General features: G+C 38.8%; 20 protein-coding genes. 10 read left to right on the forward strand and 10 right to left on the reverse strand.

What is annotated here, in order from left to right:
* The first annotated feature begins 203 nt into the window (after positions 1-203).
* Positions 204-1,823, forward strand: a complete 1,620-nt coding sequence (locus FY049_RS16575) for an oleate hydratase (RefSeq protein ID WP_224964215.1) — start codon at positions 204-206, stop codon at positions 1,821-1,823.
* 89 nt (positions 1,824-1,912) lie between these two features.
* Here FY049_RS16575 and FY049_RS16580 read toward each other — a convergent pair whose 3' ends face one another.
* The 5 genes from FY049_RS16580 to FY049_RS16600 all read right to left on the reverse strand — a co-directional run bounded on the left by FY049_RS16580 (position 1,913) and on the right by FY049_RS16600 (position 5,059).
* A complete protein-coding gene (locus FY049_RS16580) occupies positions 1,913-2,086 on the reverse strand; it encodes an NF038215 family lipoprotein (RefSeq protein ID WP_171497835.1) in 174 nt (57 codons plus the stop codon).
* Positions 2,087-2,190: 104 nt separating this feature from the next.
* Positions 2,191-2,751, reverse strand: coding sequence for a hypothetical protein (locus tag FY049_RS16585; protein WP_410549121.1), 561 nt, complete (start codon positions 2,749-2,751; stop codon positions 2,191-2,193).
* A 60-nt stretch (positions 2,752-2,811) separates the two neighbouring features.
* A complete protein-coding gene (locus FY049_RS16590) occupies positions 2,812-3,573 on the reverse strand; it encodes a class I SAM-dependent methyltransferase (RefSeq protein ID WP_224964218.1) in 762 nt (253 codons plus the stop codon).
* A 99-nt stretch (positions 3,574-3,672) separates the two neighbouring features.
* Positions 3,673-4,317, reverse strand: a complete 645-nt coding sequence (locus FY049_RS16595; protein ID WP_224964219.1) for a hypothetical protein — start codon at positions 4,315-4,317, stop codon at positions 3,673-3,675.
* A gap of 70 nt (positions 4,318-4,387) precedes the next feature.
* Complete coding sequence (locus FY049_RS16600) at positions 4,388-5,059, reverse strand: D-Ala-D-Ala carboxypeptidase family metallohydrolase (RefSeq protein ID WP_224964220.1); 672 nt, start codon at positions 5,057-5,059, stop codon at positions 4,388-4,390.
* 209 nt (positions 5,060-5,268) lie between these two features.
* Between FY049_RS16600 and FY049_RS16605 the strand changes: the two genes are divergently transcribed.
* From FY049_RS16605 to FY049_RS16625, 5 genes are all read left to right on the forward strand, one after another.
* Complete coding sequence (locus FY049_RS16605) at positions 5,269-5,817, forward strand: TetR/AcrR family transcriptional regulator (protein WP_209828660.1); 549 nt, start codon at positions 5,269-5,271, stop codon at positions 5,815-5,817.
* 11 nt (positions 5,818-5,828) lie between these two features.
* The gene (locus FY049_RS16610; RefSeq protein WP_004817668.1) at positions 5,829-7,481 is read left to right on the forward strand and encodes an MFS transporter; all 1,653 of its coding nucleotides are present in this window, start codon (positions 5,829-5,831) and stop codon (positions 7,479-7,481) included.
* 75 nt (positions 7,482-7,556) lie between these two features.
* Positions 7,557-8,678 (forward strand): HlyD family secretion protein, encoded by a 1,122-nt coding sequence (locus tag FY049_RS16615; RefSeq protein ID WP_446084024.1) that lies wholly within the window; start codon positions 7,557-7,559, stop codon positions 8,676-8,678.
* A 161-nt stretch (positions 8,679-8,839) separates the two neighbouring features.
* Positions 8,840-9,703 carry a 1-aminocyclopropane-1-carboxylate deaminase/D-cysteine desulfhydrase gene (locus tag FY049_RS16620; protein WP_446084025.1) on the forward strand — a complete coding sequence of 288 codons (864 nt, stop codon included), beginning with the start codon at positions 8,840-8,842 and terminating at the stop codon, positions 9,701-9,703.
* Positions 9,704-9,783: 80 nt separating this feature from the next.
* Entirely contained in the window at positions 9,784-10,983 is a 1,200-nt protein-coding gene (locus tag FY049_RS16625) for an NAD(P)/FAD-dependent oxidoreductase (RefSeq protein WP_262782395.1), read from the forward strand.
* 168 nt (positions 10,984-11,151) lie between these two features.
* Here FY049_RS16625 and FY049_RS16630 read toward each other — a convergent pair whose 3' ends face one another.
* The 3 genes from FY049_RS16630 to FY049_RS16640 form a co-directional block, all read right to left on the reverse strand.
* The gene (locus FY049_RS16630; protein ID WP_004723764.1) at positions 11,152-11,304 is read right to left on the reverse strand and encodes a hypothetical protein; all 153 of its coding nucleotides are present in this window, start codon (positions 11,302-11,304) and stop codon (positions 11,152-11,154) included.
* Positions 11,305-11,448: 144 nt separating this feature from the next.
* Positions 11,449-11,613 (reverse strand): hypothetical protein, encoded by a 165-nt coding sequence (locus FY049_RS16635; RefSeq protein ID WP_004723765.1) that lies wholly within the window; start codon positions 11,611-11,613, stop codon positions 11,449-11,451.
* Positions 11,614-11,696: 83 nt separating this feature from the next.
* Complete coding sequence (locus FY049_RS16640) at positions 11,697-13,319, reverse strand: mechanosensitive ion channel (RefSeq protein ID WP_446084026.1); 1,623 nt, start codon at positions 13,317-13,319, stop codon at positions 11,697-11,699.
* A gap of 534 nt (positions 13,320-13,853) precedes the next feature.
* Here FY049_RS16640 and FY049_RS16645 point away from each other — a divergent pair.
* A complete protein-coding gene (locus FY049_RS16645) occupies positions 13,854-14,276 on the forward strand; it encodes a hypothetical protein (protein ID WP_004723771.1) in 423 nt (140 codons plus the stop codon).
* Between the two features lie 108 nt (positions 14,277-14,384).
* On the opposite strand, the gene FY049_RS16650 is transcribed toward FY049_RS16645, so the two are convergent.
* On the reverse strand, positions 14,385-14,834 hold the full coding sequence (locus FY049_RS16650; RefSeq protein WP_224964224.1) for an ABZJ_00895 family protein: 450 nt from the start codon (positions 14,832-14,834) through the stop codon (positions 14,385-14,387).
* Positions 14,835-15,312: 478 nt separating this feature from the next.
* Complete coding sequence (locus FY049_RS16655; RefSeq protein ID WP_446084027.1) at positions 15,313-16,524, reverse strand: multidrug effflux MFS transporter; 1,212 nt, start codon at positions 16,522-16,524, stop codon at positions 15,313-15,315.
* A gap of 146 nt (positions 16,525-16,670) precedes the next feature.
* On the opposite strand from FY049_RS16655, the gene yccS reads away from it, so the two are divergent.
* The 3 genes from yccS (at position 16,671) to FY049_RS16670 (ending at position 22,304) form a co-directional block, all read left to right on the forward strand.
* A complete protein-coding gene (gene yccS, locus FY049_RS16660) occupies positions 16,671-18,845 on the forward strand; it encodes a YccS family putative transporter (RefSeq protein WP_081401077.1) in 2,175 nt (724 codons plus the stop codon).
* A 99-nt stretch (positions 18,846-18,944) separates the two neighbouring features.
* Positions 18,945-19,505, forward strand: a complete 561-nt coding sequence (locus tag FY049_RS16665; RefSeq protein WP_004723779.1) for a YcxB family protein — start codon at positions 18,945-18,947, stop codon at positions 19,503-19,505.
* Between the two features lie 159 nt (positions 19,506-19,664).
* On the forward strand, positions 19,665-22,304 hold the full coding sequence (locus FY049_RS16670; RefSeq protein ID WP_446084028.1) for a PepSY domain-containing protein: 2,640 nt from the start codon (positions 19,665-19,667) through the stop codon (positions 22,302-22,304).
* Positions 22,305-22,321 lie beyond the last annotated feature (17 nt).

Genomic DNA, 22,321 nt, shown 5'->3' on the forward strand with positions numbered 1-22,321 from the left:
TCAATAAAAAATTTATTTTTCAATATTTTAATTATATCAATAAAATCATCAAGGTATATAAAATATCCTAAAAAGCCATAAAATAGACCACATTAATCACAAAAATTAACTTCCATTTTCATGTATTTATAGGCTATAAAAAACCATAATAAAACTATGGTTTTAAATTATCCAAAATCAATATTTATACTCAGGGGTAAAAAATGCACAACAACAAAACCAACCGCTTAGATGCAAGCCAAGCACATTTGTGGATCATTGGCGGTGGAATTGCTGGAATGGCAGCTGCCGCATTTGCCATACGTGATGCCAAAGTACCGGCTAAAAATATTCACATTCTCGAAGAGTTAGATGTCTCAGGTGGTTCAATGGATGGCGGCCATACACCACATGCTGCACAAGCATGGGTTACCCGTGGCGGGCGGATGCTGACAGATGAAACATATTTATGTCTTTGGGACTTATTTTCGAGTATTCCATCCTTAGAAAATCCTGAAATTTCTGTTCGTGAAGAATGTCGTGAGTTCAATGAGCAAGTCAAAACCCATGCACAAGCCCGTTTAATTAATGCGCAGCATGTAATTTCAGATGCCGCTAAACTGGGTTTAAATACACACCATCGCGCGCAAATGCTACGCTTATTGGCAGCGAAAGAAGAGAAAATTGGCAGCCGTCGTATTGATGAATTTTTCGATGAGACCTTCTTTGAAACGAACTTTTGGCGTATGTGGCGTACGACATTTGCCTTCCAAAAATGGCACAGTGCAGCAGAACTTCGTCGTTATTTCTTACGTTTTATCCAAGAGTTACCACGTATTCATACCCTCGCTGGGGTAAAAAGAACCAAATACAATCAATATGATTCCATGATTTTGCCACTACAACGTTGGTTGCTTGAACAAGGCGTAGATGTTCGTTTTGGCAATTATGTGACAGATGCAGACATTCAAACCGATGAAGCAACCCTAGAACGTCGTGCAACACGCTTGTATGTCAACCTTCCTGAAGGTACTGAGCAAATCAATCTTCAAGAGAATGATCTTGCCATTTTTACTTTAGGTTCAATTACAGCAGATTCGCGTTATGCAGGGAATGATGATGTTCCAGCGCTTATTCGTGATCGACTTGATCATGGTTGGACATTATGGGAAACCCTTGCGAAGAAAGCACCTGACTTTGGCCGACCAATGACCTTTTATGGCAACATTGATGAACATAAATGGGAGTCTTTTACACTCACCATGAAAGACGATGTTCTGTTAAATCGCATCATTGATTACACAGGCAACCAGCCAGGCACTGGGGCACTGATGACTTGGTTTGAATCTGGTTGGCATTTATCGATTGTGGTGCCTGCTCAACCGCATTTTGCAAATTTACCAGAAGGCACCTTTACCCTCTGGGGCTATGGTTTCCAAATTGATCAAACAGGTGACTACATCAAAAAACCGATGTCACAAGCAACAGGCAATGAAATACTCACTGAACTGATTCATCAACTCGGTTTTGATGACATTCTTGAGCATGTTCTAGCAAACACTATTGTAACAACAGCCATGATGCCTTATGCATCAGCTTTATTTGCTTGCCGTAAGCCTGGTGACCGCCCACAGGTTATTCCACAAGGCGCAAAAAACTTCGCATTCTTGGGGCAATTTGTTGAAATTGAAGATGATGTGGTTTTTACTGTTGAATATTCTGTTCGTGGTGCCATGATTGCAATTTATGAGTTCTTTGGCGTAGAACGTGAAATTCCTGAGATCTATAATGGATTACTTGATCCTAAAGTCGGATTAAAAGCGTTAGAAACAGTTTTTCATTAATTCATTTAAAATCAACTGAGTTAAATTGAATTAAAACCAAACGAGTGCATCCTCTTTTGATGCACTCGTTTTTATATTTTGAATAAAAATCAGGGTTGTGCATCCACTGAACGAGCACTGAGACGATAATCTTTTTCATACACAGGCATACCTGCGATATGGATTGAACGAACTTCAGTTTTTGTTGGTGTAGGTGGTTTCTTTTCACACCCAGCCAAAAATACTGCAAGTATTACACTCAAACTGATGGATAGCTTTTTCATGGCATCTCCTCCATTTTTTGTTTTATTTATAGTTCGAGCATAACAGTTCTGATTAAAAATACAGCTATTTTTTATTTCAAAAGGTGTCTATCTATAGAAAGTGGCTATACGTCACAAGCATGTATCATTAAAACAGCTTGATCTTCACCATTTTTATTTTTGTAACGGTAGTGAAAGCCACTATTTCCATCAAATTCCATGTCACTAAAATATTGAAAAGCATCTACGCTTACAGACTCAATTTTAGGGTATTGCTCTGGCTGAAGTTGAATTTTGTTTAAAATTTTCGCGGTAAATGCTTTTTGGAAAATAATCGTAGGCGCATCTTTTAATTCAAATCGAGCGATACACCCAGTGTTTTCATCCACAGCAACAACGTTGTCTAAAGCCTGAACGATCCCTGCCTTCGATATGAAAAGACTATGATGAACATTAAAGGTATAGCCATAGCTTAAATGCAAGAAATCCTCGGTTTGGTTTTCAACATTTAAACCACGCTTCCAATCTACGACCAAGGGCAATCTATAATCATCGCCTTCATAGAGTACAAAATCACAATGATCATTTACATCTTCATCGCATGTTTGCTGAATAACTGAAAATTGTCCTATCTTCGCCACTGTGCGATGAATCTGCTCGGCATAACCACTACTGGAATAAGCCATCATGCTAAATAATATCGGAAATATTGTATTGATTATTTTTTTTGGCATCAGATTTCTAAATCAAGTTTTACTCAATACCAAATATACAGCTTCACTGGTAAATGTACCATCTTGCTGAATCTGATAATACTGTTGTACTTGATCAGCGGCTTTGGACTGTAAATAGCGAATGGTATGGATACCCTCTACTGGTGTTTGCATACGCTCCACCCAACTTTGAAAATTTAACAGTAAACTTTGCTTTTCAATGGTTTCTACCTTAAAGCCTGCTTGTTCTACGATTTTTACCCATTCCGCCAAACTATAATTTCGAACATGGCTTGGATCACGAATGGTTTCTATGGTCTGAATAAAGGTGTCTAAAATTGGATTAGAATTGCCAATAATATCAAATAGGATCACTTTGCCATCAGCACGTAATACACGATAAATTTCATCAATCGCTTGAGTGATACTTTGCCAATGATGCGCAGAATAACGACTGATCACACAATCAAAATGCTCAACAGGAAAATCCAATTGCTCTGCCGCACCAACCTTCCCTATGACATGATCGAATCCCTTTTGTTGAGATTGCGTGGTCACAAGATTGACCATTTCAGGCGTAATATCATAGGCAATTACTTGCTCAGTGAATGCAGCAATCTGATACGTGACATGCCCACCACCGCAGCCTAGATCCAAAACTCGTTTGAATTGATGCTGTTGGATTAAATTTTGCATTTTTTCAAACTCAATGCCTTGTGCATGTACTTGGCTATTTAAGTATGCTTCTGATTTATTTTGATATTGTGCCTGATTAACTTGCTGTTGAGTGGTCATTGTCGTGTCCTTGTTGTTGAATAAAACGACAATAGACAACTCAATTCAAAAATAAAAATGATGAATTTTAATAAAATTAATAACTTTATTTTATTTATATTAACTCATAATTACCCGATAATCAGACTGACAAGGGTTTTGAATGATGACATCCTGTACACCCATCTCGTTTCCGATCTTGATATTATAGTTAAATGAAAAATCACCATTATCCTCAAAATTTGCCGTTGCAGGATAGTTCAGCTTTTTAAACTGTGGCACTTTGTTGTTGAGCACTAAACGTACCCGAAAATCAGGAATACTATAAAATACCAATGAATTTGGCATATTTTTTAAATTCGATTCAAAAGTTACAAAACAACTTTGCTGCCCATTCATCGCAAGAAAACTGCCATAATCTTTTTGTTGATTTTTATTGTTAATCACAGTGAGATTATACTCACTTCCTGTTACCCCCAACAAAAAACCCATTAAATTTGGATTAAATTGATAAACGTTTGCGGTTTTACTCCATTTTTCCATTAATACCTGCTTCTTTCCTTTAGCATCATAGAGTACATAGTCACAACTAGAACCATGCTGAGTGCAAGACTCTTTTTGAATTTTCAGTTTCCCTGCACGCCCCAATACCTCGTATTCAGGGTCAACTTCGACAGCAGCATCAGCTTGCGCAAAAACAGAATAACTACTGAAAAAAGGCAGAGCAAATAAACAACCCTTTATTAGGGTCTGTAGACATTTCATAAATAACGTTCCAATCTCTCAGCATTTTTTAATATAGATTCAAGTTCAATTCTTGCTCAAAAATACAATTTTAACTTTTTACACACGGCGAACTTTTCGATTTAAAGTCCTTACCCCAAGTACGATATCCTTGGGTATCAATATGATAGCGATTATTACCATAAACGCCTAAACCCATTTTATAACTTTTGCCTTCCACTTGCCAAAAATGACACATTTTTTTAACTAATAATTCGCGCTCTTTTTTAATGGTTTCTTTGGGTGATAGCACATGAAAATCAACTGCATAATTACTTAAATGTTTACTTTTTTCCGCCCCACCTATGCATTTATTTAATTCAGGGGCACGATAGATTGCTGAAATCGTATATGTTTTAAAATATTCATTTCGATTTAACTTTTCCACCAATTGCAAACTACTCACCACATTTTTCCAAAAGGCTTTAGGCGGGATGGCAAAACGTTTTGAATAACACTGTTCCGGCATATAGTTTCGGCTGGTTGTCAGCTCCATCAGACTAGGCGGATGTTTTAAATACTGCGACATAAACTGATAATAATCCGCCAATAATTGGGGGTCTTGTTGCGCCTTCCAAAGCTTGAATTGTTGTTCAATCTGTTGATCTGATGATTTTCTTGAAGATGCAGCCTGATCTGCTTTTTTCTCAGATGGCGTACAGGCATTTAACGCCAATACACCGATGCAGCAGATCGAAATAACAATATTTTTAAAAATTTTCACAATTTCAGCACACTTATTGTTTTATTTTAAAGGGTAAATATTTAGAAATCTAAACCTATTTATACGATTTATTAATCATTGACCTAAGTCATTCTAACCAATCTCATTCACTTTAAAGCTGCAATTTACAAAAATCCACAGAGTTAGCAATTTACAACGGACAAAAATGTCCGTTAAATATCAGAATAAAATTTAATGCAATTTCCCCTATGCGTATACGTCAAAAACAAGCGGCACAAAATCGCGAAGATTTGCTCAATGCTGCACTGAAAATATTCCGTAAACAAGGGATTCGTGCGCCATTACAGCTTGTGATTGATGAAGCTGGCGTTGGACGGGCAACCTTTTATCGTAATTTTCAAGATCGCCGTGAGTTGGTCATCGCCTTGATGGAACAAGCATTAACTCGTCTAGATGAACGGGCAAAAAGCTTTTCAGAATATCCTGATGGTTTGATTCGGTTAATTCGCAATCATGTCGAGAATCTGCCTTATCTCACCGCCTTGATGGAATATTGGCGTGTGATTGATCGTAATGACCCAAGTATGGTGGATATTTATCAACGGCGTGACGCAATTCTTCAACCACTGATTGATCAAGCCATTGCCCATCGAATTTGCCGACCAGATCTTACCCCAAAAGATTATGCGCTAATTACCGGTATTCTAAGAGCTTCCTTTCAAGGGCTAACCGACGAAGAACAAGTTCAACTGGCCACACGTGCAGTTGACTTACTGATTGATGGCATCAAGGCGTAATTGAGGCACTTATGGATAAATCGCCACGTTTACTTGAACCTGCCCCAGATTGGACACCTGAAGAGCGTCCAACCTTACCAGGCTCGCCTGCGGCTATTGCACATCCAACACATAAAAAGCTGATTTATTTTTTTATTGGCCTGTTTGTTGCGATCTCAGGCAGTTTAAGTAATGGTTTTATTACTGCAAATTTACCACTTATTCAGGGTGAATACTCGCTAACGCCTTCAGAAGCTGCATGGATTCCCGCAGCTTATGTGATGGCAAATATTAGTTCCAACATGATTCTGTTTAAAGCTCGGCAACAATATGGGTTACGGCTTTTTTCTGAAATTGGTTTAGTGCTTTTTATTTGTGTGTTGGTGCTGCATATCTTTGTGCACACCTTTGAAATGGCATTGTTTGTCCGTGTGATCAGCGGTTTGGTTGCCGCCCCCCTGAGTTCTTTAGGCATGTACTACATCATGCAGGCCTTTAAACGAGAAAACTTTGGGCGAGGAATTTATCTCGCGCTGGGCTTTCAACAATTGGGTATTCCACTAGCATGGATCATTTCCCCATCTCTGGTTGATGTAAATGACTGGATTGTGCTCTATACCTTTGAGCTGGGTTTAGCGATATGTTGTTTGGCTATGGTGGTTTCTTTAAAACTACCACGTAGCTTAAGAATCGAAGTCTTTGAAAAACAGGATTTCTTCACTTTTGCTTTGCTTGCACCCGGCTTTGCCCTGCTATGTATCGTCCTGACCCAAGGCCCTATCCTTTGGTGGTTTGAAGTCAAATGGTTAGGGTATGCCTTAATTGCTGGCTTCAGTCTTATTGTTATCGGACTGACTTATGAACATTACCGTGTCAATCCGCTTATCATTACCCGTTGGCTAGGTTCAGCCACCACACTTAAATTTGTGTTTGGTGCGTTGGCGATTCGTTTGCTTATGTCTGAGCAAAGTTACGCAGCCGTTAACTTTTTAAAGACCATGGGCATGGGACCTGATCAGTTCGTTACCTTGTATAGCGTGATTTTTCTTGGCATTGTGCTCGGCACCGTTTTTAGCGCCATGACCTTTAAAAGAGAACGCATCTCATGGCACTTGGTCGGTGCTGTAGTCTTGGTTCTTATTGCCTGCGCTTTAGACTATCACCTCACCAGTGATGTTCGACCTGAGAATTTTTACCGCAGCCAATTTATCGTTGGCTTTGCCAGTGGTATGTTTATCGGACCATTGCTGCTGACAGGGATTATTAATGCCTTACAAAAAGGCCCATCACACATGGTCACTTTTGTGGTGTTGTTCTCTGCAACACAAAGCTTTGGTGGTTTAATTGGAAATTCATTCTTTTCAACCTATCAACAATTACGCACCCAAAATTATCGGGCTGAAATTGTCAGTGACTTATCACCCACTGATCCATTGGTGGTGCAACGACTTGCAGCCTATCAGCAAGCAGCCAATAAATATACTTTAGATGCATCACTTGAACAGAACCAAGCTTATCGCAATTTAAACCAGATTGTGACACGAGAAGCACAAGTGCGTGCCTATAATGATGTGATTGCATTAAATGGAATTTTCGCCATTTTACTGTTGATTTGGAGTAGTTTTAATATTGCTTGGACACGCTATCAACTCAAAAAACAGCAACAGGTCCTCAATAGCAGTTAGACAGATCTCAGGCTATTCCGAAATCAGATGATCCATGATGTCACGCTATGTATTAAAAAATATTTGAGAATTCTTATGTCGCAAGATCAAAAACCAACAGAGCAAGCAGCAGTTACACCACCACAAGCACCTGCAGCAGCGCCACCACCATCCAGTAAGCTTATTCCAACAGCAAAAAGAACATTGCTGTTGATGCTCTTGGTCTTGTTGGTGGGGATTGCTGTGATTATGCGCGCATGGAAAATTGGTCCTTTTGATAGCGCCATAGAATCCACCGACAATAGTTATATCAAAGGCAGAACCACAGTTTTATCTTCTCAAATCAATGGTTATGTCAAAGATGTGTTGGTGACTGATTTTGACCATGTCAAAAAGGGGCAGCCGTTAATGCATATTGATACCACAACCTATGATCAGAAAGTGACTCAGGCTGAAGCAGGTGTTGATCAGGCCAATACCACTTTAGCCAATCAAACCCAAGCGATTGAACAACGCAAAGCGGACATTGTGGCTGCACAAGCCAAAGTTGAACAAGCCAGAGCAAGTTATGAACTTTCAACAGCACAACTCAATCGTTATCAACAATTGGGAAATACTGGTGCAACCTCTAAAACAGAACAAGACAAAGCGGCTGCGGATGTAAAGAATAATTTAGCCTTACTCAAACAAGCTGAAGCCAATGTATTGGTTGCTCAAGAAGCATTAAAAACAGCTCAAGTGGCTCAATCGGGCTTAAAAGCACAAGTCACCAATGCCAAGGCACAATTTGATCAAGCGGTGACAACGAAAGACTACAGCGTGATTGCAGCACCGATGGATGGACAATTGGGCGAAGTTAGCCCTCGCGTGGGGCAATATGTTGCAGCTGGAACCCAGTTAATGTATCTGATTCCGCAACAAACTTGGGTAATTGCCAATTTCAAAGAAACACAAATTGCCGATATGCACATCGGGCAAAAAGCAACATTTACCGTAGATGCCATGAAACATCAAAAATTTACTGGCCGTATTGAACAAATTTCACCTGCTGCGGGTGCTGAGTTTAGTGTGCTTAAGCCTGACAACACCACAGGTAATTTTACCAAGGTCGTACAGCGTATTTCTGTGCGGATTGCTATTGATCCCAATCAAAAAGGTTTAGAATTCTTACGACCGGGGATGTCTGTGGTGACTTCCGTCGATACCAGCACTCAATGATCCGCCTAAGTGAAAAGCTTGAGTTAAAACCTAGAAATTTATCCCCAATAATAGACATGAAACTCAATCAAACCTGTCTTGTTTTACAGGTTTGATTAGAATATCTTGAACAGGCTTAAGTCAAAGCTACTCATACACACCCATTCAGTTAAAAAATCAGCATGTTTGATCATATTGCCCAAACTATTCCCTACCAAAGTTTAGATTTTGCTAGATCTGTTCAACTTACAGTTAAACGGCTTGATCTAATCCATCCACAAATTTCTGGCAATAAATTTTTTAAACTCAAATATAATTTGATTGAAGCACGTCAGCTTGGCCTAAAACAGATTCTGACGTTCGGTGGTGCTTATTCCAATCATATCGCTGCCACAGCCTATGCAGCACAGTTATTTGGATTTAAAAGCATCGGGATCATTCGGGGCGAGGAGTTAGCGCATAAACCGCTCAACACAACTCTAACGACAGCACAGCAGTTGGGCATGCAGCTAGTTTTTGTTTCACGTGAAAAATATAGACAAAAAAATAATCATGACTGGATCGATGAATTAACACAACATTATCCAAACACTTATATTATTCCTGAAGGTGGAACCAATGAGCTTGCTATACAAGGTTGTCAGGAAATTTTAACGACAGAAGATTTAAATCATTATGATGTGATTTGCTGTGCGGTAGGAACAGGTGGCACAATCACTGGGCTGATTAACGCCAGTTCACCACAGCAGGAAATTTTAGGATTTTCAGCACTTAAAGGTGATTTTTTACAACAAGATGTCAGTCAACTCACCCATAAAAGCAATTGGAAAATACTGGATGATTATTGTTTTGGGGGCTATGCCAAAACCACTGCTGAATTACTTAGCTTTATCAACAACTTTGAGCAACAATATCACATTCCGCTTGAACAGATTTATACTGGAAAAATGTTTTATGGAATTTTTGACTTAATTTCAAAAGGTTACTTTGAAGAAAATGCAAAAATTTTGATCCTGCACAGTGGTGGCTTGCAAGGACGTAGCTAAATCTCATCTGTTTATAATTGTCCTGAAAATTACTTTAAATTTGTCTATAATCCCCTGCTCAAAGTTTCCATGAGTGTGATATGTCTTCTAACCAATATGATGTGATTGTCCTCGGCGCGGGTGCTTCAGGTTTAATGCTTGCGGCAAAAGCAGCTGCTCGAGGTCGTAAAGTCTTAGTGGTTGAGAAAGCCAATAAAATTGGTAAAAAAATCCTCATGTCAGGTGGTGGTAAATGTAACTTCACCAATCTTTATGTTGAGCCTGAAAATTTTATTTCACATAACCCACATTTTGTCATCTCTGCCCTGACGCGTTATACCAATTGGGACTTTATTGGGATGGTCTGTGAATATGGCATTGACTATGAAGAACGCAAACATGGACAACTGTTTACCTTAAATGGCGCAAAAGAAATCTTAAGCATGCTGCTCAACGAATGTGAAAAAACACATCATGTTGAGATTAAAACCAGTTGTGAAGTCAAAGCGATCAACACGGTTGACGATCAGACTTTTCAAGTCGCCACCAATTTAGGCTATTTTCAGGCTGAATCTGTTGTTGTTGCATCAGGTGGCTTATCTATTCCAACATTGGGTGGCTCTGGCATCGGCTATGAAATTGCCAAACAATTTGGTCACCACATCTATCCTACACGCGCAGGTTTAGTTCCCTTCACTTTTTCAGATCAATTTAAAGAAGTTACCACTCGTTTAAGCGGCAATGCAGTTGAAGCAACACTATCTAACGAACTGATTGCATTTACTGAAGCATTGTTGTTTACACATCGTGGTTTAAGTGGTCCAAGCTCATTACAACTTTCAAATTATTGGAATGCAGGACAAGCATTCCATATTAACTTTTTACCAAGTCTTGAGCTGTTTGATTTTTTAAAGCGCAAAAAGCAAAGCCAACCCAAGGTGTTAATCAGAACCTTACTGACTGAACTTTTACCGAAAAGTGTGGTGATTGAACTACAAAATCTCATTTGGTCCGAGTGGGCTGAAACGGCGATTGGGCAATTAAGTGATGAAAAACTTGAAACGATTGCCAATAAACTACAGCAATTTGAAGTCAAACCCTCTGGTACTGAAGGCTATCGGACTGCAGAAGTCACTTTAGGCGGTGTTGACACCACTGAAGTTTCATCAAAAACCATGGAAAGTACAAAACAAAAAGGTTTATTTTTTATAGGTGAGATCTTAGATGTAACTGGTCATTTAGGCGGGTTTAATTTTCAGTGGGCATGGGCTTCAGCACATGCAGCTTCAGAATATGTTTAATTTAAATTGATCAATAAAGATCTTTCATAAATCAAAAAATGATTATGTGGAGTGAATCATGTGGGTATTGAAAGCGCCTTCTCTCGCTGGGAGAAGGCTAGGATGAGGACACTTTTATGTTGATTTATGGTTTTAAAACGGACGTATGAAAGAAGTCTAATAGAAAGCTTATTCCAGATAATCTGTTTTAAATAAGATAAGTTGATTCTGGATTTGCTGCTTCTGGGTCACACGTTGAATCGCCAAATCCATCGACTTTAGATCATGGTTTTTTGCAAATAACGACTGATGAATTTTGTGTAAAAAATAGATGATCTTCATTTCAATTCCTTTGAAAATGATATTTATCAGATGAGTGTGTTTTATATTGCCTACATATTCACCCATTCAATCTAGACAATAAATCATCTGATGTCTATCTATTTTCTATAAAAAACCGATAAAATTCATGCTTTGCGAACACAATCACTCTTGAGATTTGTTTTGAGATTCATGTTGTTGCTTAACAATTTCTGATGGCTGCTTTTTCGGTTTTGCAAACACAAATTTATAAGCGCTTGCTAAAAAACCCACAGTGATTCCTGCAATCACAATGGGTGCAATGAAATTATTTGGCTTTTTCTTAGACATCTCTATTCCCTCTCACTTTTGACCTAAAAATAAAAAGATCGATCAAGCATCAATCCTGATCGATCTTTAAAAGAATTTAAATGTTAATTCGGGTCATCTTTGTCCTGTTTCAATGAATCAGTAAGTGACTTGTACTCATTTTCAATCGCAGGGGTATCCGCGGTTACTTGCGTAGCATCTGTACCACTTGGCTGTGATGAATAAGTCTTTTCTTGCTTTAATGGATTCGGTTGATTTGCCTCTTTCTTGGCTTTATCGATTAAATCCGTTAAAACGCGTTCTGCAGGTTGACGTCCACCTAGACCAAAGGCCAATGCAAAAGCAACTGCCACAGAACCCAAGGTTAAGCCAAAAGCAAGATTAACGATCGAATCGGCAATTCCCATGGCTTTTAAACCCATTGCAATCACCAGCCCCATGATCAAAACACGAACCAAGTTGCCTAACCATCTTGAGCTTTTGTACTCACCACGCTGTACCACATTCGCCACGATATTGGCCAACCAGAAACCGATCACCAAAATCACTGCGCCTAACAAAATGTTGGCACCAAAGTAAATAAACATTGAAATCAAATGACTAACTTGCTCAAAGCCCAGTCGATTTGCCGCTTCGGAAACAGCAAATAACATGGTAAAGAAAACAATCAGATAACCAATGATACAAGAAACTTTCGTGTCACCTAAAAAGCGTTGCAAATCTAATTTTGCAGGAATTTCATCAACACCTGTTCCAGCAACAACTTCTGAAACCAAACGCCCCACAAAACGAGACACCACATAGGCCACAATTAAAATTAATCCGGCTGCAATAATATGTGGAATTGCATACATGATTTCACCCAGCATTGCGGTTGCTGGTTGTGAAATAGCCTGTATACCAAGTGCTTCAAAAGCCACAATTAACGCAGTAATCATGACAACGGCAAAAACAAAAGAGCCTAAAAACTTCGCTAAACCTTGGTTTGAGTTTTTAAATAGCCCTACTTTTTCTATTTGGGTTTGTAAATTTAGACTGTTGATTAAACCCTCAACAATCCCGCGCAGGATTTTTGCCAAGATATAACCGACAAAAACGATGACACCCGCAATGAAAATATTTGGTATATAAGAGACTGCCTCATTCAGCATGTTCTGCACTGGAAGCAATAAGCCTTGCAAACCTAAAATTGATAATACAATTGGTAGGAACAGCAATAAAATTAGCCAGTACACAATATCAGCGATATTCTGACTGATCGGACTGACCCCAACATCGGCACTTAATTTTTCATCAAGTTGAGTCCGATCCAAGGCTTTTTTTAAGCCGACTTTAACCAGATTTGCCACAATCCAGCCGATAAACCCTATGGCCACGGCAGCCAGTAATTGTGGAATAAACAATAAGAATTGCTGAATCATCAAACTAAATGGGCTGCTTACGCTGGTAAGATTCAGCACATTTAATGCACCAATCACCGCGATCACCATCACCACCCAAAAAACAATTCGAGAAAGAATACTTTCAATATTTGAACGATGACCTGTTGCTGAAGACAATTTTGTATTTGTACCTAGTTTTTCTAGGATTTTTTTAATTCCTGCTGCAACAATCAGTGCAATAATCCATCCCACAATAAGGATGGCAACAGCGGCGAGAATCGGGTGGAATTGATCCCAATAATACATGGCATCAAATCTCCCCCTTGTTTGTAAAATTTCATTCATTTTTATTTCCTCAAGTTATAGATTTATAACAATCTGAGTGTGCTCAAATGACTTTAAGCAACATTCTTTATTTGAATTGGATACTTGATGAATTACTCTTCTACTTTATCTATTGCTTATATAACGAGCAAATTTAACTGCATAAATACAACAAAAGCATGCAAAAATGAAAAACTCCAGCTTTGCAGCTAGAGTTTGTCTTATCAATATAATCTTTATAGATGATATATGGGATTAAACCCAGTCGGCGATCATGTAAACAAGCAAGGAAACAAGAAATAACCCCACAAGAATAAGCATATAAATGGGTAAGCGATTCTTATGCGTTATATCTTCAGTACTTGTTACATAAGATGGTTTATTGAAATCGTGTTTCATGACGTCCACCTCCATCGAATTGATGTATTTTTATACTAACAGGCTATTTGTGATCTGTGTGTAAAAATATTTTAAGCAAAAGTAAATTTTAATTCGAACAGTTCTTGATAGATAAATGAGCTATAATATGTACCCCATTTTTTGGCTATTGTAGATATGGCTTATCAACGACAAAGTGTCGGGTTGGACTTGGACACTGATGTCACGCATCAATGCTTCACACATACCTCAAGAGATGATCATCTCATTGGAATTATTGAATTTAACAAGCCAAGTTATATTCTAAAATGGGGCGATTTAGAGTATTTCCGTCGCCGTACAGATGAATTGTCGGTCATGCCGTTCCCAGAATGTGTCAATGCAATGATTATTGATATTCGCAATGTCGTACCATTTCTGGATAATGAAGTTCCAATCGTGCCATGGCGTTTACTTGAAGAAGACTGCCCGATACGACTTGTTGTTCCTCAAGATCGTTTAGAACATTATGCAGGGATCTTTGAACCAACGTGGTTAACCACAGACATTGAAATTGCTATTCAAGAATTACGCGAATTTATGGATATGTTCGTACACTAACAGCATATCCATAGCTTAAAAATAAGATTTATTTTTTGATTATTTGTATTGATACAAATTTCATCAATGACTTTGATTTCTCAAAGTAAAGTCAACAATTTAAACAGATCATTGACCAAACATTTTAACTGCCATACGCTGCGCTTGCTTTCCATAAAACCAATAGGTAATTAAATATAAAGGGATTGCCAACATCAACAACATGATCAATGCAGTGAGCAAAAATTGAGTATTTTGCAGATACATCACAAAAGTTTTCCACACTTCTGGATCATTTTGAGAAAAAAACCAAACACCCGCAAATACCCCAAGTAAATTATAGCCCCAAAATATTGCAGTATAACCAAGGGTCAGTTTTTTACGCTCTTGGTCTGTAGGCGCACGGCGTTGTTGTTTGAGAAAACGATATAACACAATAATCATCGCGATCAGATAAGGTATTGCTGTTAATACCCCCGCAATTTCATTGGGCAATAATGCAGCCAATACACCTGTAACCATGGTCAAGACTAAACAAAGCAGCAAAAACCACAAAAAATATTTGTTTAAAGACACCATGACGACAGCCTAGATTGCATAAAGAACAATATTATAATTTTTTTTCAACTTTTTTTCATTTTCTTGTCAACCAATTTGAAACTGTTGTCGTTATATAAGTATAAGGTCTGCAGCAACCAAATTGATTGCACGGCATCCGCAAAGAAATTTGGAGACCTTCTCTCAGAGAAACTAAAAACTTATGCTTCTTAAGATTCAACTTAGCAGCCTGAATCTTTATAACGAAGTATTTTGGCCGACGATTTACTCATCACTCGAATCGTCGGCTTTTGTTTTTCTGGCGTTTGTGTTTTTATCGTTTCTGCTTTGACCGCGTGTATGTGTATCGCGTACTTGTTCTAACAATACAATCTCTTAGAACCTGTCAATTTCCTCATACTTGAATAAAAAATACAGATCGTCTTTGATTCAATAAAACAAAATTCACTTTTGTCTTGTAAATAAACAAGACGATCTCTTGTTCAGTATCGATATAAGCTTAAATTTGTTTCATCTTGAACTGTTGAGCCACTTTTAAAATTGCCATAAATCCAGCCAGAGTAAAAGCCAACATCAAAATTCCCATATTTAATAAATGATTCCATATGAGAAAATTCAATACCACACCACCCAATAGACCACACGCAAATTGCATACTGCCCATAATTGCACTTGCAGTTCCTGCTCTTGAGCCTTGTTCAGACATCGCCAATGCCATCGCATTCGGTCCAGTAAAACCAATCCCTGAAACAGAGAAAAATAAGCCCAACATGACAATCACCAATGGTGCATCAGACATGAAACCTGCGCTGACAATAATCAGCCCACCTGTGACTTGAATCAAACCACCAATTTTTAACCGCAGGATCACCGAGAGTTTGTTGGCTAAACGCTTATTGATAGAAGACAGTAAAATGATACCAAAAGCATTAAAACCAAAGGCAATAGCAAACTGTTGCTGAGTTAAATGATAACCATCCATCAACACTGCTGCCGCGGAACTGATATAACAAAATAGTGCTGCACCAGTAAAGCAACCTGCCAACATTGGAAAGCGAAAGCTTCGATCTTTAAAAATAGCAGCATATAAAATAAAAACTTGTTTAAAGTTGAGACGCAGCCTACGTTCTGGTGCGAGTGTTTCCTTAAATAAAAAATGTACACAAAATAAGCAAAACAGACCAATCACAAACAAGGCAATAAAGACACCTTGCCAACTAAAGAATTGTAGAATGGCGGCACCCAAGGTTGGAGCAAGAATTGGGGCAATCCCCATCACAATCATCATACTGGAAAAAGCTTGCGCTGAACCTTGCACATCTAAACGGTCTCGAATTGCAGCCCGTGCCATCACCACACCCACACAGCCCCCCAAGGCTTGTAAAACGCGTGCGGCAATCAACGACCAATGATCAGGTGCTAAAACACACAACAAGCTGGCAAAAGCAAACAAGGTCATACCAAAATAAAGCGGTTTCTTACGCCCAATACGGTCACTGATTGGACCATAAATCAATTGACCAACAGCAAGACCAAAAAAATACGCCGGCAAGGTATTGGCGACTTGCTGGGTCGTCACATTAAAATCTTGCGCCATTTGTGGTAATGCCGGCAAATACATATCAATGGATAATGGACCCAAAGAAGTAAATAAAGCCAAAAGCATAATCCAGCCCGTTGAATACTGCTGACCAACGTTTTTTTCAGACATAGATGGTTTATAATTTGATAAGGAATGTTGCAGACAAGTTTACACTGTCCATTGTATGATTTGTCACAAAGATAAGTGAAAAGTCATATAAGCCAAATCGCATTTCCCAAGTAAATAACACCCTATTGATTTAACAAGGATTTCCTTTGAACACTTGGCTGTTAAAACTCAGAAAAGCAACCTACAACACAAGTTTCATGTATAACTTGAGAATGATCATTGCCTTTACAGGGACTGCATTTGTACCTTATCTGTTGGGACAGCAGCTAATGACCATTCCACTCACCTTAGGGGTGGTTGCAGCAGGTCTCAGTGATATAGACGATCGCTTCTCTGTACGTATCATGAATTTGATCTACACCTATATCGGATTCTTTATCACCGCTGCCTCAGTGAGCCTGCTCTTTCCTTACCCTATTCTGTTTGCCTTAGGTTTGATTGTTTCTTGTATCGGTTGGATTTTATTGGGTTCTTTGGGACGTCGCTATGCCACCATTTCTTATGGCTGTCTGGTGGTTTCTGTGTATTCCATGCTTGGGGTGCATTTATTTGATCAATGGTATATCCAGCCAAGTCTATTGGTGGTTGGTGCAATTTGGTATGGGGTTATTTCAACCATCAGTTTTTTACTGTTCCCAGTACGGCAAGTTCAAGACAAGCTGTCTCAATGTTTTTCATCATTAGGTAATTTTCTATTTTCCAAATCCAATTTGTTTGATGTCGATATGACACCAACCAGCTATCAAGACAGTATGATTAGTTTGTCTATGGAAAATGGGCAGCTCATCAGCATTTTTAATGATATGCGTACCGCCTTGTTGACGCGTTTAAAGGGTGACCGAGGACAACGTGATACACGTCGTAGTTTACAATATTACTTTGTTGCACAAGATATTCATGAACGGGCCGATTCAGCACATATTGATTATCAAAAGCTGGCCAAAATGTTTGAACATAGTGATGTATTATTTCGTTTTCAACGTATTTTAGCGCTGCAAGGCAAAGCCTGTAAGGATCTAAGCGATAGTATCTTACACCGCACCACCTACCAGCATAATGTCCGTTTTGAGCATGCTTTTAAAAACCTCAGATACTCGCTGGATAAACTCAAAAAAGAAGAAAATTATGACTTAATTTGGATCAATTCATTGTTTGCACTTTATCAAAACTTAAAGTCGATTGATGCCCAATTACAAAATCTCGAAACTGAACGACATATAAAATACGATCAAAGTAAAAATTTCGAAAACCAACTTAAAGATGATGACCTCAAAGGTTGGGATGATATTGTCATTCGAATCAAACAAAATTTAACTCCCGAGTCTGTACTTTTTAGACATGCAATTCGTGTTTCGATTGTTTTGTTTATTGGCTATGTTTTTGTGCAACTCACCAATATTGAATATGGTTACTGGATTCTATTAACCGCACTGTTTGTCAGCCAACCGAACTTTAATGCGACCAAACGACGTTTAAGATTACGGATTATTGGAACATTAGGCGGCATTATTTTAGGCTATGCAATTTTGTATTTTGTGCCCTCTATTGAAGGACAACTCTTATTACTCGTACTCAGTGGTGTATTGTTTTTTGATTTACGCAGTAAACAATATGCCCAAGCCACTGCCTTTATTACCATCATGGCGCTGATCAATTTTAACTTGGATGGGCTTGGCTATGAGGCAGCGCTACCTCGTATGATTGATACAGTGATTGGCTGTGCCCTCGCCTGGTTCGGTGTCAGCTTTATTTTCCCTGACTGGAAATTCCGTCGTTTACCCCGCACGATTCAACGCTCATTGGAAGCTCAATGCAATTATTTGGCAAATGTAGTCGCTCAATATCATCAGGGACGCAATAATAGTTTAGAGTATCGAATTGTTCGCCGTGCTGCACATAATCGGGATGCAGATGTTGCCTCACTGATTTCAACCCTTGCCACTGAACCAGATTTTGACCCAAGTCAAAAAAGCTTAGCTTTTGAGTTCTTATGTCTAAATCATACCTTTCTTAGCTATATTGCAGCACTCGGCGCACATCGTGAGCAAGTGAAAGACCAACAGGTACTTAATTTATTGGATCAAGCTTTAGATGATATCTCCGGGGCTTTATTACGGGATGAAATGCCTGATTTAACCGCGCACAATATGTTGAAAGCCATTCGTACCCGTTTAAGCCAATCCGAGTCAGAAGACTCTAAATCACTCATTATTCTTCAACAATTGTCATTAATGTTCAGTATTTTAAAGCAACTAAGTAGCTTGAAACAGAATTTAAGCCATGAACGAGATGATCAATCTACTGAATTGGCTTCTTTATAAATGTGCATCAAAATTGCATCGTTATTTGGTACAATAGGTGCACTAAATCTTGAGATTTAGTGCTAAACTCTGACTAGATTTACATACATTACTGACACTATGACTGCCAAGAATATTTACGCTTATACCTTACAACCTGTTCCGTACGAAGTTTCGGAAGCCGAACAACGCGGCGCTCAACTTGCAATTTGGCGTAGTACCAATAAAATTGGGATTAAAGCTTGGGCAATCATGGGTGTAGCAGTGGTACTCTCATTACTTGGCATCGCTTTAATTAAAAACTATTCAACCATTATTTTTTGGGTGGTTCTTGCTGCAGTTGCCATCTATCTTTTGGTTCGCAAGTTCGGTCTTGAATGGTATGTAAAACGCAAGATGAATGAATTTCCAGTTCAGGAAATCAAAGGTGTAAAATTAGGGGTGCAGCCAAGTGGTATTGTGATGCGTCAACAAATGGGTGTACAAGAAGGTGTTGGAACCGTGGCTTGGAAAGACATTTATGAATGGTACAACACCCCTGAATTCTTACTGGTAAACTTTAAAGTAAAAGGCCAACAAGGCGCATATATTCTACCTAAACGTATGGATAGCAAGAATTTCCCCTTTGAAACACTGCGTAAACATTTAAAAGAAGTTGTTGGTGAACCCAAGACACTTTAATTTAAAATTTTAAAAGACCTCCATTTTTGGAGGTTTTTTTGTACTTCGCTATTTTAATAAAAATGATAATGAGAATAAATATTATCTGCAAAATTCATTATCTCTCCGATTTATTCAGCTATAATTTGCTATCAAAAATATTCTGCCCTTTGCATTGCCATGTTTAAAAAGACTTTTTTTCAAATTCACTGGTTTCTAGGGATTACGGCTGGTTTAATTCTCTCAATTATGGGAGTAACTGGTGCAATCTATTCTTATGAACAACCTATTCAAAGATGGTTAAACCCAGACAGCTACACGGTAAAAGTTGAAAATCAGGCAAAACTCACGCCTGCTGAAATTTATCAACATTTCCAAACCCAAAACCCTGAAATGAAGATCAACAGTATTACTGTCGCGAAAGCCGCTGAAGAAGCTTCAAACATTAATATTGTCAAAGAAGGCGCTCGTAGAGGTTATACCATGATGGTAAACCCTTACACGGCAGAAGTTCTCCCAGAAGTGAAAGGCAAAGATTTTTTTCAATTTATACAGCAACTGCATCGTAACTTAACTGTCGGTGAAGTCGGTAAACAAATTACTGGCGCCAGTACCTTGATGTTAATTTTCTTTGTACTCAGTGGCCTCTATTTACGCTGGCCGAAAAAGCATTCTTTTAAACAATGGTTTGCCATTAAGCCTAAACTCAAAGGTCGTAATTTCCTTTGGGATCTACATGCTGTAGTCGGCACATGGGTGGTGATCTTTTATTTACTTTTAGCATGTACTGGGCTGTATTGGTCGTATGACTGGTGGCGCAATGGTATGTTTAAAGTAATGGGGGTTGAACGACCTCAGCCTGAAATGCAAGCGGCACGCGGTGGAGAAGGTCAAGGGGCTTCTGGCAATCCTCAACAACAACCACAACAACGTGGCGAAAAGCAAAATCAAACGACAGGTCATCAACAACCAGACCGTGAAAATAAGCATGAGAATAAAGAAGGTTTAAAACCAGAACAAATTCAACATGTACTTACTCAAACATGGAATGGGTTTAATTCTCAAATTAATCGTGACTATTCGACACTGACTGTTTCGATCCCTAAAAAGCCAGATGGTAAAGTTGAACTCACTTTTGTTGATGCTATTCCACAACATGAGCGTGCACGAAATAAAGCAACCTATAACTATCAAACTGCACAAATTGAAAAATTAGACTTATACGAAAGCAAACCACTCAATGAAAAAATCATGGGAAGTATGCTCCCTGTACACCGTGGTAGTTTCTTTGGCCCAGTTTTTCAATTCATCGCAATGCTTGCGGCATTGGCAATGCCATTATTTTTTGTTACTGGATGGATGCTGTATTTAAAACGTCGTAAGCAAAAGCGACTTACGCTTGCTGCAAAACAAGCGGGTTCAGCAATTCAAATTGATCCAAATGCAACACCTTGGTTAATTGCTTATGCCTCTCAAACAGGAATGTCTGAACAATTGGCATGGCGCACCTCAACCAGTCTACAAGAAGCCCATCAGCCAACAACGGTAAAAGCTGTACAACAACTCTCTGAAGATGACCTCAAGCAAGCCAAACAGATTCTCTTGATTGCAAGTACCTATGGTACAGGTGAAGCACCTGACTTAGCCTCGCACTTTGAGAAAAAGCTTATGGCTACATCATTGGATCTTTCGCATTTAAAATATGCGGTTTTAGCATTGGGTTCACAAGACTATCCTGAGACCTATTGTAGCTTTGGGCATCGCATAGACGCATGGTTAAAACAATCTTGTGCTCAACAGTTGTTTGCTACGCTTGAAGTCAATAATGGCAACAATGCAGATATCCAACACTGGAATGATGCTTTAGCAAAAGCCACAAAGCTCGATCTACAAACAATGTCTATTGATAAAGTTTTTGATCAATGGCGTTTGACAAAACGAGAATTACTCAATCCAAACAGCTTAGGCGCACCCGCATTTAATCTTGAATTACAAACCAGTTATGATACAGCTTGGCAAGCAGGTGATATTGCTGAAATTCAAACGGGAAATAGCCCAGAACGTATTCAATTGTTCTTGGATAAATATCAAGTTCATGCAGAAACAAAAGTGGATTCACTCGAACAAAGTATTCAAGAAGCGCTTTGGAATCGCGATTTAACTGTTGCTGTTGAACCTTTTGCCAATATGGAACATTTACTTGAGCAACTCCCTACACTACCGACTCGTGAGTATTCGATTGCCAGTATTCCAAGTCAGCAAGTGTTGCGTTTGGTGGTTCGTCAGCAACAAAATCCTCAAGGTGAGCTTGGTCTCGGTTCTGGTTGGCTGACAGAACATGTGCAATTGCGTGATAAAATTGCGTTAAGAATTCGTAATAATGAATCTTTCCATTTAATTACCGATAACCGTCCGATTATCTGCATCGGAAATGGTACTGGGATTGCGGGATTAATGAGTTTGATTCATGCCCGTGTTCGTATGGACTATACTGAAAACTGGTTGATTTTTGGTGAACGCCAACAAGCAAACGATTATTTCTTTAAAGATACAATTCAAGCTTGGCAAAATACAGCGATGCTCAAACGTATTGATTTAGCCTTCTCTCGTGATCAAGCTGAAAAAATTTATGTACATCATAAACTGCGTGATCAAGCGGAAGAACTGAAAAAATGGGTAGCCAATGATGCGGTGATCTATGTCTGTGGCAGTATCAATGGTATGGCAACTGATGTTGATCTCGCTTTAATTGATATCCTTGGAGAAGACACAGTTGAACAATTACGTTTAGATGGTCGTTATCGTCGTGACGTTTATTAGGGTCTATTGAATAAATT

It is taken from the genome of Acinetobacter sp. 1125_18A (genome assembly GCF_052824985.1).